Origin of the sequence: Pseudomonas sp. 2822-17 (assembly GCF_002742485.1) — a bacterium.
In the GTDB taxonomy this organism is placed as follows: domain Bacteria; phylum Pseudomonadota; class Gammaproteobacteria; order Pseudomonadales; family Pseudomonadaceae; genus Aquipseudomonas; species Aquipseudomonas cyclaminis.
This window is the reverse complement of record NZ_LJRZ01000300.1, coordinates 149,818-164,563: the sequence shown is the minus strand read 5'-3', so window position 1 is coordinate 164,563 and position 14,746 is coordinate 149,818. Positions and strand designations below refer to the sequence as shown.

Sequence of the window (14,746 nt, the reverse complement as noted above, 5' to 3'; positions counted from 1 at the left end):
GTGGGTGCGTCTTTGCTTTATCAGATGGAGAGCGCTATGGCTTGGAATGAGCCGGGTGGCAACTCGAATAATCAGGATCCTTGGGGTGGTAAGCGCCGCAATAATGGCGACCGCAAGGGGCCACCAGATCTCGACGAGGCCTTCCGAAAGCTGCAGGAAAGCCTGAATGGGTTGTTCGGTGGTGGAAAAAAACGTGGTGGTGACGACGGTGGTCGTACCAGCAAGGGCGGTGGCTATGGCCTGCTGGGCTTGGGTCTTGTCGTGCTGGCGTCGGTATGGCTGTACAGCGCCGTCTACGTCGTGGATGAGCAGGAGCAGGCCGTGGTGCTGCGCTTCGGCAAGTACTACGAGACTGTCGGCCCGGGCCTGAATATCTACTTCCCGCCGATCGACAAGAAGTACATGGAGAACGTCACGCGTGAGCGTGCCTACACCAAGCAGGGCCAGATGCTGACCGAAGACGAGAACATCGTCGAAGTGCCGCTGACCGTGCAGTACAAGATCAGCAACCTGCAGGACTTCGTGCTGAACGTTGATCAGCCGGAAATCAGCCTGCAGCACGCGACCGAAAGCGCCCTGCGCCATGTGGTGGGTTCCACTGCGATGGACCAGGTACTGACCGAAGGTCGTGAATTGATGGCCAGCGAAATCAAGGAGCGCCTGCAACGGTTCCTCGATACCTATCGCACCGGTATCACCGTTACCCAGGTGAACGTACAAAGCGCAGCGGCACCGCGTGAAGTGCAGGAAGCCTTCGATGACGTGATCCGCGCCCGTGAAGACGAGCAGCGTTCGCGCAACCAGGCTGAAACCTATGCTAACGGCGTCGTGCCGGAAGCCCGTGGTCAGGCCCAGCGCATCATCGAAGATGCCAACGGTTACCGCGATGAAGTGGTCTCCCGCGCCAAGGGTGAGGCAGATCGCTTTACCAAGCTGGTCGCCGAGTACCGCAAGGCCCCTGAAGTCACCCGCGAGCGTCTGTACCTGGACACCATGCAGGAAGTCTTCAGCAACACCAGCAAGGTCCTCGTGACCGGCAGCAAGGGTGGGCAGAACAACCTGCTGTACCTGCCGCTGGACAAGATGATCGAAGGTGGTCGTAGCAGCACCAGCGCCCCGGCCTCCGGCTCCAATGCCGCTGCCAACGAAGCGAGCGCTCGTGCAGCCGCTGACTTGCTGCAACAGCAATCACGTACCAGGGAGAGTCGTTGATGAGCAATAAATCGCTGACCGCCCTGATTGTGGGCGTCGTCGTGGTCATCGCTGCCTGGAACTGCTTCTACATCGTGGCTCAGACCGAGCGTGCGGTGCTGCTGCAATTCGGTCGCGTGGTCCAGGCAGATGTCCAGCCGGGCCTGCATGTGAAAGTCCCCTACGTCAACCAGGTGCGCAAGTTCGACGCCCGCCTGATGACCCTGGATGCACCGACACAACGCTTCCTGACCCTGGAAAAGAAAGCCGTGATGGTTGACGCCTACGCCAAGTGGCGCGTCAAGGATGCCGAGCGCTTCTACACCGCGACCTCCGGCCTCAAGCAGATTGCCGACGAGCGTTTGTCGCGCCGTCTGGAATCGGGCCTGCGTGACCAGTTTGGTAAGCGCACCCTGCACGAGGTGGTATCCGGTGAGCGTGACGCACTGATGGCTGACATCACGCGTTCGCTGAACACGATGGCGGAAAAAGAGCTGGGCATCGAAGTTGTCGATGTGCGGGTCAAGGCCATCGACCTGCCGAAGGAAGTGAACCGCAGCGTGTTCGAGCGCATGAGCACCGAGCGTGAGCGTGAAGCCCGTGAGCACCGCGCCAAGGGTAACGAGTTGGCTGAAGGTATCCGTGCCGATGCCGACCGTCAGCGTCGTGTACTGCTGGCAGAAGCCTACCGTGAGTCTGAAGAGGCGCGTGGTGATGGCGATGCTCAAGCTGCGGCGATCTACGCCAAGGCCTACGGTCAGGACCAGGAGTTCTACGCGTTCTACCGTAGCCTGCGCGCCTACCGTGAGAGCTTCGCGAACAAAACCGACGTCATGGTGCTGGACCCAAGCAGCGACTTCTTCCGCTACCTGGAAAAGTCCAAGTAACCAGCCTGTGATTCTGTAGGGCGCACTCCGTCGGGCGGCTAAAATGCCTGGCGGGGTGATCCTTTCAGAAAACGGGTGTATGATGCGGCAGCCGGGAAATTCCCGGCTTTTTTGCGTCTGCATGTTTGATTCGGCAGGCGTGACAGGTTTTTCGAGGAAAGTGCCCGACGAGGCCGTTTGCAGGCCGTTCGTCACGTCGCTCTTGCGCGTGGTTTATGCAGGGGGCGGGTGTTTTCTGCTTCACTCAAGGCTCGGCCGAGGGCTGGCCGCCCGGATCAAAGGGGAATGGCGTAATGGCAACGGTAGACCGCTGGCTGCTGCCAGATGGCATCGAAGAAGTACTGCCACCAGAAGCTGCGCGCATTGAAGTAGCGCGTCGCCAGGTGTTGGATCTGTTCCAGAGCTGGGGTTACGAGTTTGTCGTAACGCCTCATATCGAGTACCTGGAATCCCTGCTGACCGGCGCGGGCCAGGACCTGGATCTGCGCACCTTCAAGGTTATCGACCCGCAATCGGGTCGGCAAATGGGCTTCAGGGCAGACATCACGCCACAAGTGGCGCGCATTGATGCGCACACCCTGCGCCGCGAAGGTCCGAGCCGCCTGTGCTACGCCGGCAGCGTGCTGCATGCTCAGCCGCGGGCCTTGTCGTCCTCCCGTAGCCCGATCCAGTTGGGCGCCGAGTTGTACGGTGATGCCAGTCCGAGCAGTGACGTTGAAGTGATCAGCTTGATGCTGGCCATGCTGCAACTGGCTGACGTGCCCGATGTCCACATGGACCTGGGTCACGTTGGTATCTACCGTGGCCTGGCCCGTGCGGCCGGTTTGTCTGGTGAGGTCGAGCAGCAGTTGTTCGATGCCCTGCAGCGCAAGGCTATCGATGAAGTCATCGCGTTGACCGACGGCGTGCCTGCGGATCTCGCCGGCATGCTGCGCGCGCTGGTGAACCTGTGCGGCGGTCGTGAAGTGCTGACGGCTGCGCGTGAGCGCCTGGCCAATGCGCCAGCGCCGGTATTGGCTGCGCTGGATGACGTGCTGGCGATTGCCGAGCAGTTATCGGCGCGCTTCCCCGATTTGCCGCTGTACTTTGATCTGGGCGAGCTGCGCGGTTACCACTATCACACCGGTGTGGTGTTCGCGGTGTTTGTCCCGGGTGTTGGACAGGCCATCGCCCAAGGCGGTCGTTACGACGATATCGGCGCCGACTTCGGTCGCGCCCGTCCGGCGACTGGCTTCTCCACCGATTTGAAAACCCTGGTGACCCTGGGGCGTGCTGAGGTCGAGCTGCCGTCTGGTGGCATCTGGATGCCCGACAGTACGGACGCAGCACTCTGGCAGCAGGTATGCCAGTTGCGCAGTGAGGGTCAGCGTGTTGTCCAGGCTTTGCCTGGCCAGCCATTGGCCGCCGCCCGTGATGCGGACTGCGACCGGCAATTGATTCTGCAGAACGGGCTTTGGCAAGTATCGCCACTGGCTTCTTGAGTTTTCCTGCCGGCCATCGCCGGCACCAAGTTTGCGCGAATGAGGACAAGTGTTATGGGTAAGAATGTCGTAGTCCTGGGCACCCAATGGGGTGATGAGGGCAAAGGCAAGATCGTTGATCTGCTGACCGAACATGCTGCCGCCGTAGTGCGCTACCAAGGTGGCCACAACGCTGGCCATACCCTGGTCATCGATGGCGAAAAAACCGTCTTGCACCTGATCCCGTCGGGCGTCCTGCGCGAAGGCGTGCAGTGCCTGATCGGCAACGGCGTGGTAGTTGCACCTGATGCCCTGCTGCGCGAGATCATCAAGCTGGAAGAGAAAGGCGTACCGGTGCGCGAGCGCCTGCGTATCAGCCCGTCCTGCCCGCTGATCCTGTCCTTCCACGTTGCGCTGGACCAGGCCCGTGAAAAGGCCCGTGGCGAGCTGAAGATCGGTACGACCGGTCGCGGCATCGGCCCAGCCTACGAAGACAAGGTTGCGCGTCGTGGCCTGCGTGTGGGCGACCTGCTCAACATGCCGCGCTTTGAAGACAAACTGCGTGAGTTGGTGGATTACCACAACTTCATGCTGGTCGGTTATTACAAAGAGCCAGCCATCGAGTTCGACAAGACCCTGGCCGAGTGCAAGGAATACGCCGAGCTGCTCAAGCCGCTGATGCTGGACGTGACGGCCGAGCTGCACGACCTGCGTCGCGCTGGCAAAGACATCATGTTCGAAGGCGCCCAAGGTTCGTTGCTGGACATCGACCACGGCACCTACCCGTACGTGACCAGCTCCAATACCACCGCTGGCGGCGTTGCGACCGGTTCGGGCGTTGGCCCGATGTTCCTGGACTACATCTTGGGCATCACCAAGGCTTACACCACCCGCGTAGGTTCGGGTCCCTTCCCGACTGAACTGTTCGACGAAGTCGGTGCGCACCTGGCCAAGCAAGGTCACGAGTTCGGTGCTACCACCGGCCGTGCCCGTCGTTGCGGCTGGTTCGACGCCGTTATCCTGCGTCGCGCTATCGATGTGAACAGCATCTCGGGCATCTGCTTCACCAAGCTGGATGTGCTCGACGGTCTGGAAACCATCAACATCTGCGTCGGCTACAAAGATGCAGAAGGCAACGATGTTGCTCCGACTGACGCTGACAGCTACGTAGGCCTGCAGCCTGTGTACGAAGAAGTGCCGGGCTGGACCGAATCGACCGTGGGCGCCAAGACCCTGGAAGAACTGCCGGCCAACGCTCGTGCCTACATCAAGCGTGTCGAAGCGCTGATCGGTGCGCCGATTGACATTATTTCGACGGGTCCTGACCGCAACGAAACCATCGTTCTGCGTCATCCGTTCGCTTAATAAGCTGTTGATGTAAAAAGAAAAGGGCTCCTTCGGGAGCCCTTTTTCGTTTCTGTTCGCCAAGCGGCACGACCCTTGCTGTGTTTCTTTCTTTCGCGGTGCTATCAAATTAATGGCACCCGTGGTGGAGGGATTCTTGATGTCTGCCGTTCTTTCGTTGTTACAAAGTCGTCTGTTGCGACCGGTGTTCGTTACCTTGGGTATCGCCCTTTTGGTGCAAGTGCTGGTGGCCGTCGCTCTAACCCGGAGCACCGTCACTGCGCTGGAGGCTGATTTGGGCAGTCGCCTGGGGATCGATAGCCAGAAGCTGTCTGGTGAGTTGGCCCAGGCAGGCAAGGAAGTCACTTCAAGCCTCGACAGTTTGTCTGCCAGCACCCGCCAGCGCCTGACGGCAGGCCTTTCCACACGCCTGCAGGAAGAACAGAAGCAGCTGCGTGCGACCCTGGAAAAAGACCTGAAGGACTCCGCCAATGACATGGCGCAACTGCTGGCCTCGGTGGCGCCCCGGGCCATGTGGGACAGCGACGTGCCCACATTGTCCGAGTTTGCTCGGCGCGCCCAGCGCAATCCCAACGTGCTGTTTGTGGTCTACGACGATGCGGCGGGTGAGCATCTGACCCGTTACCTGAACCGCGAAAATCCGATCAACAAGGCGCTGCTGGAAAAAGGCCAGGGCGACCGCGCCTTGGACAAAGTCCTGAATGCCGCGAAGAACGATTCTTCGGTGTTCTACGTTGAGGCCTCCATCAGCCCCAATGGCGTAGAAATCGGCAAGGTGCTCATGGGCGTATCGACTGCGTCGGTCGAGGCTGACCTGCAAGCACTGGACAAGCGTTTTGCCGCGCTGATTGCCAGCGGTGATCAGTTGGTCGGCGACAGTCTCAAAGGCGCAGCTGCGGACAGCGCTGCGGCAATGGGCGCGCGCCTGCAGTCGGCGCAAGCCACCGCAACCGAAATGACCGCCAACACCACTGGCGCGGTGCAGGAGGCTGCGGGCACGCTGCGCTGGCGTATCGGCATGGGACTGGCGCTGGTTGGTTTCGGCGTATTGGCATTGATCGCGGTCGTGCTCGGCCGTCGTGTGGTCAATCGCCTGAAGCTGTTGATTGCGGCCATGGACGACCTGGCTGCGGGTGAGGGCGACCTCACCAAGCGTGTGCAGATCAGTAGCAAGGACGAGATTGGCGACATGGCCTCGGCGGTCAATCGCTTTGTGGATAAGTTGCAGCCCATCGTGCGCGAGGCCGGGGACGTGGCCCAGCGTACCGGCGTGGAAATCGGCGCCATGACCTTGCGCAATGCCGGTGCCGATGCGGCCGCTGGCTTGCAGCGCGATGAAGTGGCCGAGAGCTTGCGTGCGCTGTCGCAAATGGCCGACGAGGCCCAGGCCGAAAGCCATGCCATGCAAGCGGCATTGCAACAGGTCGTTGATATTCGCCAGGCCACCGATGAAAACTCGCGAACGTCGGCCGAAGTCGGCAGTTTGATTGAGGCGCTGGCGGGACAAGTCCAGGCCGGCTCCCAGGTGATCGAGCGGCTGGCTCAGCAAAGCGAGCAGATCGAGGTGGTGTTGACGGTGATTCATGGTATCGCCGAGCAAACCAACCTGTTGGCCCTGAACGCGGCCATCGAGGCGGCGCGTGCCGGCGAGACCGGGCGCGGCTTTGCGGTGGTGGCGGACGAAGTAAGGGCGCTGGCCAGTAAAACTCAAAGCTCCACCGGAGACATCCAGGCGCACATCGTGGCGTTGCAGCAGGGCGCGCGTGAGGCGGTGGAAACCATCGGCAAGGCCGGGCGCCAGGCGAATGAAGGGTTGCTGGTGCTGCGTGACAGCGTGCGCTTGCAGCAGACGGTCCAGGCTTCGGTTGAGCAAGTGCACGCAGCGATTGGCCTGGCCACCCGTGCCGCTGAGCATCAGGCCCAGGGCGCCCATGCAGTACGCGGGCGGGTAGAGGTGATTCATGCCCAGGCGGAGCGTGCCGCGCAGGCGGTGGTTGAAACGACCGCCAGTGGCAAGGTGCTGGATGGGTTGGCGGCGCAGTTGAAGGCGAGTTTGGGGCAGTTTCGGGCCTAGTGTCGACTGTTCGGGCCTCGTCGGGGGCAAGCCCCCTCCCACCTGTTGACTGTATTTCAACCTGTGGGGGGGGGGCGATAGCGATCTCAGCGGCTCAAGTACATCCGAGTGGTTAACAGATAGACCGGCAGCCCCGACACCAGAATCAACAACGCCGCATAAGGCGCCGCGGCCGCGAATTCCACATTCGACGTATGCGACCACACTGCCGTGGCCAGTGTGTTCAGTCCCGTCGGACTGAGTAGCAGGGTCGCCGTCAATTCCTTCATCGCATCCAGGAACACCAGCGCAAACGCGGCCCCCAGTGCCGGGAAGATAATCGGCAAGGTCACCCAGCAAAACGCGCTGAACGACGAAGCGCCCAGCGTGCGCGCAGCTTCTTCCAATTGCGGCGCGGCCTTGTTCAATGCGGTGCGGATCGGCGCCTGGGCCAGCGGCAAAAACAGCAACGCATAGGCGATCAGCAGCAGGGCCGACGTCTGGTACAGCGCAGGCACGTAATGCAGGGCGAAATACACCAGCGTCAGCGCAATTACCAGGCCGGGCAGGGCGTGCAGCAGATACGGCAGGCGCTCAGCCCAGATCGCCAATTGACCTTTGTAGCGCACCACCAGCAACCCGACCGGTACGGCGAGTACCAGACACAATGCTGCGCCGCCGAGCGACAGGGCCAGAGAAGACAGCAGCGCCTCACTGATCTCGGCCACCGGAAACGCTGCCGACGAACCGACGGCCAACCAATAAGCGAGCATTCCCAGGGGGATGCCGCTGCCAATGATTGCCAGCGCCAGGCAATACACCTGGCCCAGCGGTGCCCATTTACCCAGCTTGACCTGCTCGGCATGCCGCGCCGCGCCCTGGCCGATACGTACGTGTCGGCCCTTGCCGCGCACGCGCAGCTCCAGCCACAGCAGGGTCAGGCACATCACCAGCAGCACTGCTGAAAGCATCGCGGCGTTGGCGTTACTGAATTCCAGCTCGAATTGCTGGTAAATCGCGGTGGTGAAGGTTTGCAGGCCGATGATCGACAAGGCGCCGAATTCCACCAGCATATGCAGCGCAATCAGCAATGCCCCCGCCAGCAGCGATGGCCACAGCAGCGGCAGCGTGACGCGCAAAAACACACCCCAGCGATTGAGTCCCAGCGTGCGAGCGGACTCTTCCAGGGAAGGGTCAAGGTTGCGCAATGTCGCCGCCACAGGCAGAAACACCAGCGGGTATTTGGACAGGCTCATCACCAGGATCGCTCCGCCCAGCCCTTCGAAGTTGGCGCTCAGCGACACCCAGGTAAAGCTGCTGACAAACGCAGGCACCGCAAACGGCAGGCACAGGATCACGCCCCAGATGCGTCGTCCAGGCAGGTTGCTGCGTTCCAGCAGCCAGGCCAGGGACAGGCCGATCACGCCGCAGGTCACCGTCACCCCAACCATCAGCGCCAGGGTGTTGCGCAGCAGCCCGAACACATAAGGCCGCCACAGCAGATGCACAGCCTCCGCCCACCCGGCCTGCCAGGCTTTCAGGCCGACATAGGCCAGCGGCAACAGGCTCAGGCCAACCAGCAACAGTACCGGCAGCAGCAGCCAGATCGACGGGCGTTTGCGGCGGGGGCTGAACCCCGCAGCGGAGAGCGATGGGGTCATCAGTTCAAGCCAACGTCACGTTCCAGCTCCAGGGCTTCTTCGGCGTTGCCCAGGTCCGCAGGGGTGACTTTCGGCGGTTGCAGCTCGCTGAAAGGCTTTAGGCCGCGATTGGATTCCATGCCTTTGCGCAACGGATATTCCGCCGACGTATTGGTGATGACTCGCTGGCCTTCTTCACTGGCCATGAACGCCAGCAGTTGCTGGGCTTCCTTGGGGTGCTTGCTGGATTTCAGCGCGGCAGCGGACGACACGGTAATCAGGCCGCCAGCGTCGCCGTCGGTGAAATAGTGCAGTTGGGAGTCCAGGTTGGTTTTTTCTTTCTTCAGGGCGAACCAGTAGTAGTTGTTCACCAGGACGGTGGCGACTTCGCCGTTTTCCACGGCCTTCAGGGCGACCATGTTATTGCTGTACACCTTGCCGAACGCGCGCAGGCCGGTGAGCCATTCTTCAGCCGCTTCACGGCCGTGCAGCTTGATGATTGCCACGGCCTGTTCCTGGAACGCGCCGCTGGTCGGCACGAAACCGACTTTGCCTTGCCACTCGGGGCCGGCGAAATCCAGTACGGATTTGGGCAGGTCTTTCTCGGCAATCAATTTGGGGTTGAAGGCTACGACACGAGTGCGCGCAGTCACGCCCATCCAGTCGCCATTGCTGCCGACGTAATCCTTGGGCAGTACGTCGAGGGTGCTGGCATCGATCTTGGCCAGCAGGCCTTGCTCGCCGAGTTTGTTCAGTGGCGGAGATTCTTCGGTATAGATCACATCGGCGGGGGGGGGGGCGCCTTCTTCCACGACCTGGCTGGCCAGCTGGTTGCTGCTGCCTTTGCGCACATTGACGTGGATGCCGGTCTTGGCTTCGAAGGCCTTGGCGAGCTCATCGCCGACTTCTTTGTGCTGGCCGTTGTACAAGGTCAGGGAAACTTTGTCGGCAGAGTAAGCGACGGGCGAGAGCAGGGCCAGGCCGAGCAGAGTGATGGTCAGGCCACGCAGAAGGGATGTCTTGGGACGGGTATCGCGGATCATCATCCGGGGTTTTCCTCACTTGAGATGCAACAAATCATTGCAAGGATAAACGATAAAGTTTCTCAGGTGCGGCGTAGCAGCAAACGCTGGCAGAGTTTTTAAACCCCAGGAACGAAAAAACCCGCTTTCGCGGGTTTGATCTGAATTTGGTGCCCAGGAGAAGACTCGAACTTCCACGACCTTGCGATCACCAGCACCTGAAGCTGGCGTGTCTACCAATTTCACCACCTGGGCTTATCAAGCAACGTTGCCGCTGTTGATGGGGCGAACTATACGGCGGGCTTTTTGATCTGTAAACCCCTGATTCAAAAAAATAAAACGGGTTTTGCGTTAAAAATCAAAAGCCTGAAACGAAAAAACCCGCTTTCGCGGGTTTGATCTGAATTTGGTGCCCAGGAGAAGACTCGAACTTCCACGACCTTGCGATCACCAGCACCTGAAGCTGGCGTGTCTACCAATTTCACCACCTGGGCAGCATCAACAACGTTGCCGTCGTCGATGGCGCGCACTATACGGAGAGGCTTGTAGGCTGTAAACCCCCGCCATGAAAAAAGCCTGGAAAATTTCGCCAATGGTCGTGCAAGGTGCGCACCGAGGGCTATAAAGGGCTTTTAAACGCTTGTTGATGCCTGAAATTTCCCGTTTCAATACGCGTATGCCAAACTAACCCGCATATAGACAAGGTGAAAACTCTCTAATGGCCGATTGGCAGTCCCTCGATCCCGAGGCCGCTCGTGAAGCGGAAAAATATGAAAACCCTATTCCTAGCCGCGAACTGATCCTGGCGCACCTCGCCGATCGGGGTTCGCCTGCTAGCCGCGAGCAGTTGGTTGAAGAATTCGGTCTGACCACCGAAGACCAGCTCGAAGCCCTGCGCCGCCGTTTGCGTGCCATGGAGCGCGACGCTCAACTGATCTACACCCGCCGTGGCACTTATGCGCCTGTGGACAAGCTCGACCTGATCCTCGGCCGCATTGCCGGCCACCGTGATGGTTTCGGCTTCCTGATCCCGGATGACGGCAGTGACGACCTGTTCATGAGCCCAGCGCAAATGCGCCTGGTGTTCGATGGCGACCGTGCCCTGGCGCGCGTTTCCGGCCTGGACCGTCGCGGTCGCCGTGAAGGCGTGATCGTCGAAGTGGTGTCCCGTGCCCACGAGTGCATCGTCGGCCGTTACTTCGAAGAAGGCGGTATCGGCTTTGTGGTGCCGGATAACCCGAAGGTCCAGCAGGAAGTGCTGATCACCCCGGGCCGCAATGGCGCTGCCAAAGTCGGCCAGTTCGTCGAGGTGAAAATCACCCACTGGCCAACTGCGCGCTTCCAGCCTCAGGGCGATATCGTTGAAGTGGTCGGCAACTACATGGCGCCGGGCATGGAAATCGACGTCGCGCTGCGCACCTACGATATTCCTCACGTCTGGCCTGAGGCCGTGCTCAAGGAAGCCGCCAAGCTCAAGCCTGAAGTGGAAGAGAAAGACAAAGAAAAACGCATCGACCTGCGCCATCTGCCGTTCGTCACCATCGACGGCGAAGATGCCCGCGACTTCGACGATGCGGTCTACTGCGAAGCCAGGCCTGGCAAGCTGCGCCTGTTCTCCGGCGGCTGGAAGTTGTTCGTCGCGATTGCCGACGTGTCCAGCTACGTGAAGATCGGTTCGGCCCTGGATAACGAAGCCCAGGTGCGCGGCAACTCCGTGTACTTCCCTGAGCGCGTGATCCCGATGCTGCCCGAGCAGCTGTCCAACGGCCTGTGCTCCCTGAACCCGAAAGTCGACCGTTTGGCCATGGTATGCGAGATGACCATCTCGAAAACCGGTGAAATGACCGATTACCAGTTCTACGAGGCGGTGATTCACTCCCAGGCGCGCCTGACCTACAACAAGGTCAGCACCATCCTAGAAACGCCGAAGACCAGCGAAGCCAAGGCCCTGCGTACCGAATACGCTGGCGTCGTGCCGCACCTCAAGCAGCTCTACTCGCTGTACAAGGTGCTGTTGGGTGCTCGTCACGTGCGTGGCGCGATCGATTTTGAAACCCAGGAAACCCGGATTGTCTTTGGTTCCGAGCGCAAGATCGCCGCAATCACCCCGACCACACGTAACGATGCACACAAGCTGATCGAGGAATGCATGCTGGCGGCCAACGTGGCCACTGCTGAGTTCCTGAAAAAGCATGAGATTCCTGCGTTGTACCGCGTGCACGATGGTCCGCCGCCGGAGCGTCTGGAAAAACTGCGTGCCTTCCTCGGCGAGCTCGGCCTGTCCCTGCACAAAGGCAAGGACGGCCCGACGCCGAAGGACTACCAGGCCTTGCTGGCCAGCATCAAGGACCGTCCGGATTACCACGTGATCCAGACCGTGATGCTGCGCTCCCTGAGCCAGGCGGTGTACAGCGCTGACAACCAAGGCCACTTCGGCCTGAATTACGAGGCGTACACCCACTTCACCTCGCCGATCCGTCGTTACCCGGACCTGCTCACGCACCGCGCAATCCGCAGCGTGATCCATTCCAAGCAGAACACCCCGCACGTCAAACGCGCCGGTGCCATGACGATTCCGAAGGCGCGGATCTATCCGTACGACGAAGCGGCCCTGGAACAGTTGGGCGAGCAGTGCTCCATGAGCGAGCGCCGCGCCGACGAAGCCACTCGTGACGTGGTGAACTGGCTCAAGTGCGAGTTCATGAAAGACCGCGTTGGCGAGACCTTCCCGGGTGTGATCACCGCCGTGACCGGCTTTGGCCTGTTCGTCGAGTTGACCGACATCTACGTCGAAGGCCTGGTGCATGTCACTGCCTTGCCGGGTGACTACTACCACTTCGATCCTGTGCATCACCGCCTGGCGGGCGAGCGCACCGGTCGCAGCTTCCGTCTGGGCGATACCGTGGAAGTGCAGGTCATGCGCGTCGATCTCGACGAGCGCAAGATCGACTTCGGTATGCCAGACAAGCCAGCCGAACCAGTCGGTCGTAAAAAACGTGGCAGCGAAACCGCCGCGCCGGCTACCAAGGGCAAAGGCGCTCCTGCGAAAGCAGCGACCGCCGAGCCTGCGCCGGCCAAGGCCGGTCGCCGTTCCTCCGTCAAGGAAAAGGCCCCCGAAGCCTACCGCCCAAGCGACGCAGCGGCGAAAAACGCCGAACTGCGCAAGAGCCGCGAGTTGAAGCAGCAGTTGCTCAACGAAGCCAAAAGCGGTGGTAAAGCGGCGTCTGGGGGAAAGTCCCACGGGGCGGAAAAGCCGTCGAGCAAGCCAAGTAAACACCGTAAAGGCCCGCCAAAAGCGGGTTCGGCCCCTGCGAAAAGCGGCGGGTCGCGCAAACCTAAGGCCAAGTCATGAGTCTGGAAAAAATCTACGGCGTCCATGCCGTAGAAGCACTGCTGCGTCATCACCCTAAGCGTGTCAAGCAAGTGTGGTTGGCAGAAGGTCGCAGCGAGCCGCGCGTACAAGCGCTGGTCGAGTTGGCGACCCAGAACAAGGTCGCCATCGGCCAGGCCGAGCGTCGTGAAATGGACGTTTGGGTTGAAGGCGTTCACCAAGGCGTGGTCGCGGACGTAAGTCCGAGCCAGGTCTGGGGCGAAGCCATGCTCGACGAGCTGCTCGACCGCACCGAAGGCGCGCCGCTGTTGCTGGTGCTGGACGGCGTAACCGACCCGCACAACCTCGGCGCCTGCCTGCGTTCGGCCGACGCTGCCGGTGCGCTGGCGGTGATCGTGCCTAAAGACAAGTCCGCTACCCTGACGCCCGTCGTGCGTAAAGTCGCCTGCGGGGCGGCGGAAGTGATTCCGCTGGTGGCTGTGACCAACCTGGCGCGCACCCTGGAGAAACTCCAGCAGCGTGGCCTGTGGGTCGTAGGTACGGCGGGAGAGGCCGAGGTCAGTATTTATGACCAGGATCTCACCGGCCCGACTATCTTGATCATGGGTGCTGAAGGCAAGGGCATGCGTCGCTTGACCCGCGAGCATTGCGACTATTTGGTACACCTGCCGATGGCCGGTAGCGTCAGCAGCCTGAACGTGTCGGTGGCGACGGGCGTATGCCTGTTCGAAGCCCGGCGTCAGCGTGGCGTCAAGGTCAAGGCCAAGAAGTAATTCTGAGCCTGGCATAGATGCAAAATGTGGGAGGGGGCTTGCCCCCGATAGCGGTGGTTCAGTTACAGATGATGTGACTGACCATCAGCTATCGGGGCAAGCCCTCTCCCACATTTGGTTTGTGGTGTTCGGAAGGTTGTTCAAATAATCACCAATCACCTTGCGCCCGTTCTTCCCCTTCTCTACAATTGCGCCCCTTGCCCACCTGGCAGGCACGCATGTGCCTCCCCTGCGGCAAGATCCATAAGTGTCATTCACTCCTTGTCTGACCGTTTTTGAGCGGCAGGCTACAACCCGTAAGGAGCATTCATGCGTCATTACGAAATCATCTTTTTGGTCCACCCGGATCAAAGCGAGCAAGTCGGCGGCATGGTTGAGCGTTACACCAAGCTGATCGAAGAAGACGGCGGCAAAATCCACCGTCTGGAAGATTGGGGCCGTCGTCAACTGGCCTACGCAATCAACAATGTTCACAAGGCTCACTACGTGATGCTGAACGTTGAGTGCACTGGCAAGGCCCTGGCCGAGCTGGAAGACAACTTCCGCTACAACGATGCAGTGATCCGTAACCTGGTCATCCGTCGCGAAGAAGCCGTTACCGGCCAATCCGAGATGCTCAAGGCTGAAGAAAACCGCAGTGAGCGCCGTGAGCGTCGCGACCGTCCTGAGCACGAAGGCGCTGATAGCGCTGACAGTGATGACAGCGACAGCAGCGATAACGCTGACGAGTAATCCACGGACCTTATTAAGGAGCCTATCAAATGGCACGTTTCTTCCGTCGTCGTAAGTTTTGCCGCTTCACCGCTGAAGAAGTGAAGGAGATCGATTACAAAGATCTCAACACTCTGAAAGCCTACGTATCCGAGACCGGCAAAATCGTTCCAAGCCGTATCACCGGTACCAAAGCACGTTATCAGCGTCAGCTGGCCACCGCTATCAAGCGCGCCCGCTTCCTGGCCCTGCTGGCCTACACCGACAGCCACGGCCGCTGAGACCGGGCAGTCGACAAGTAGTAAGGGATTGA

At 60.5% G+C, this 14,746-nt stretch carries 11 protein-coding genes and 2 tRNA genes; 9 read left to right on the top strand and 4 right to left on the bottom strand.

Going from position 1 to position 14,746, the window contains the following annotated elements; genetic code table 11:
- Positions 1-36 precede the first annotated feature (36 nt).
- The 5 genes from hflK (at position 37) to AOA60_RS06330 (ending at position 6,977) form a co-directional block, all read left to right on the top strand.
- Positions 37-1,212 (top strand): FtsH protease activity modulator HflK, encoded by a 1,176-nt coding sequence (hflK, locus tag AOA60_RS06350; RefSeq protein ID WP_099583674.1) that lies wholly within the window; start codon positions 37-39, stop codon positions 1,210-1,212.
- The gene (hflC, locus tag AOA60_RS06345) at positions 1,212-2,078 is read left to right on the top strand and encodes a protease modulator HflC (protein WP_010213607.1); all 867 of its coding nucleotides are present in this window, start codon (positions 1,212-1,214) and stop codon (positions 2,076-2,078) included. Before hflK ends, hflC begins: the two co-directional genes overlap by 1 nt.
- A gap of 293 nt (positions 2,079-2,371) precedes the next feature.
- Positions 2,372-3,559: an ATP phosphoribosyltransferase regulatory subunit gene (locus AOA60_RS06340; protein ID WP_099583673.1), complete on the top strand. Its 1,188-nt coding sequence runs from the start codon at positions 2,372-2,374 to the stop codon at positions 3,557-3,559.
- Positions 3,560-3,613: 54 nt separating this feature from the next.
- Entirely contained in the window at positions 3,614-4,903 is a 1,290-nt protein-coding gene (locus tag AOA60_RS06335) for an adenylosuccinate synthase (protein ID WP_032890489.1), read from the top strand.
- A gap of 139 nt (positions 4,904-5,042) precedes the next feature.
- Entirely contained in the window at positions 5,043-6,977 is a 1,935-nt protein-coding gene (locus AOA60_RS06330) for a methyl-accepting chemotaxis protein (RefSeq protein WP_099583672.1), read from the top strand.
- Positions 6,978-7,063: 86 nt separating this feature from the next.
- On the opposite strand, the gene AOA60_RS06325 is transcribed toward AOA60_RS06330, so the two are convergent.
- The 4 genes from AOA60_RS06325 to AOA60_RS06310 all read right to left on the bottom strand — a co-directional run bounded on the left by AOA60_RS06325 (position 7,064) and on the right by AOA60_RS06310 (position 10,112).
- The gene (locus AOA60_RS06325) at positions 7,064-8,617 is read right to left on the bottom strand and encodes an iron ABC transporter permease (protein WP_099583671.1); all 1,554 of its coding nucleotides are present in this window, start codon (positions 8,615-8,617) and stop codon (positions 7,064-7,066) included.
- The gene (locus tag AOA60_RS06320) at positions 8,617-9,642 is read right to left on the bottom strand and encodes an extracellular solute-binding protein (RefSeq protein WP_099583670.1); all 1,026 of its coding nucleotides are present in this window, start codon (positions 9,640-9,642) and stop codon (positions 8,617-8,619) included. The genes AOA60_RS06325 and AOA60_RS06320 overlap by 1 nt, the downstream gene beginning before the upstream one ends.
- 144 nt (positions 9,643-9,786) lie before the next feature.
- Positions 9,787-9,873, bottom strand: a tRNA-Leu gene (locus tag AOA60_RS06315).
- Between the two features lie 152 nt (positions 9,874-10,025).
- Positions 10,026-10,112, bottom strand: a tRNA-Leu gene (locus tag AOA60_RS06310).
- Between the two features lie 224 nt (positions 10,113-10,336).
- Between AOA60_RS06310 and rnr the strand changes: the two genes are divergently transcribed.
- From rnr to rpsR, 4 genes are all read left to right on the top strand, one after another.
- Entirely contained in the window at positions 10,337-12,970 is a 2,634-nt protein-coding gene (gene rnr / locus AOA60_RS06305; RefSeq protein WP_099583669.1) for a ribonuclease R, read from the top strand.
- On the top strand, positions 12,967-13,722 hold the full coding sequence (rlmB, locus tag AOA60_RS06300; protein ID WP_099583668.1) for a 23S rRNA (guanosine(2251)-2'-O)-methyltransferase RlmB: 756 nt from the start codon (positions 12,967-12,969) through the stop codon (positions 13,720-13,722). Before rnr ends, rlmB begins: the two co-directional genes overlap by 4 nt.
- A 309-nt stretch (positions 13,723-14,031) precedes the next feature.
- A complete protein-coding gene (gene rpsF / locus AOA60_RS06295) occupies positions 14,032-14,454 on the top strand; it encodes a 30S ribosomal protein S6 (RefSeq protein WP_003171371.1) in 423 nt (140 codons plus the stop codon).
- Between the two features lie 29 nt (positions 14,455-14,483).
- Positions 14,484-14,714, top strand: a complete 231-nt coding sequence (gene rpsR / locus AOA60_RS06290) for a 30S ribosomal protein S18 (protein WP_003171373.1) — start codon at positions 14,484-14,486, stop codon at positions 14,712-14,714.
- Positions 14,715-14,746: the final 32 nt, after the last annotated feature.

Bases quoted from the DNA above. Each gene is read 5' to 3' on its own strand.
- hflK (WP_099583674.1), top strand. From the start codon at position 37: ATGGCTTGGAATGAGCCGGGTGGCAACTCGAATAATCAGGATCCTTGG.
- hflC (WP_010213607.1), top strand. From the start codon at position 1,212: ATGAGCAATAAATCGCTGACCGCCCTGATTGTGGGCGTCGTCGTGGTC.
- AOA60_RS06340 (WP_099583673.1), top strand. From the start codon at position 2,372: ATGGCAACGGTAGACCGCTGGCTGCTGCCAGATGGCATCGAAGAAGTA.
- AOA60_RS06335 (WP_032890489.1), top strand. From the start codon at position 3,614: ATGGGTAAGAATGTCGTAGTCCTGGGCACCCAATGGGGTGATGAGGGC.
- AOA60_RS06330 (WP_099583672.1), top strand. From the start codon at position 5,043: ATGTCTGCCGTTCTTTCGTTGTTACAAAGTCGTCTGTTGCGACCGGTG.
- AOA60_RS06325 (WP_099583671.1), bottom strand. From the start codon at position 8,617: ATGACCCCATCGCTCTCCGCTGCGGGGTTCAGCCCCCGCCGCAAACGC.
- AOA60_RS06320 (WP_099583670.1), bottom strand. From the start codon at position 9,642: ATGATGATCCGCGATACCCGTCCCAAGACATCCCTTCTGCGTGGCCTG.
- rnr (WP_099583669.1), top strand. From the start codon at position 10,337: ATGGCCGATTGGCAGTCCCTCGATCCCGAGGCCGCTCGTGAAGCGGAA.
- rlmB (WP_099583668.1), top strand. From the start codon at position 12,967: ATGAGTCTGGAAAAAATCTACGGCGTCCATGCCGTAGAAGCACTGCTG.
- rpsF (WP_003171371.1), top strand. From the start codon at position 14,032: ATGCGTCATTACGAAATCATCTTTTTGGTCCACCCGGATCAAAGCGAG.
- rpsR (WP_003171373.1), top strand. From the start codon at position 14,484: ATGGCACGTTTCTTCCGTCGTCGTAAGTTTTGCCGCTTCACCGCTGAA.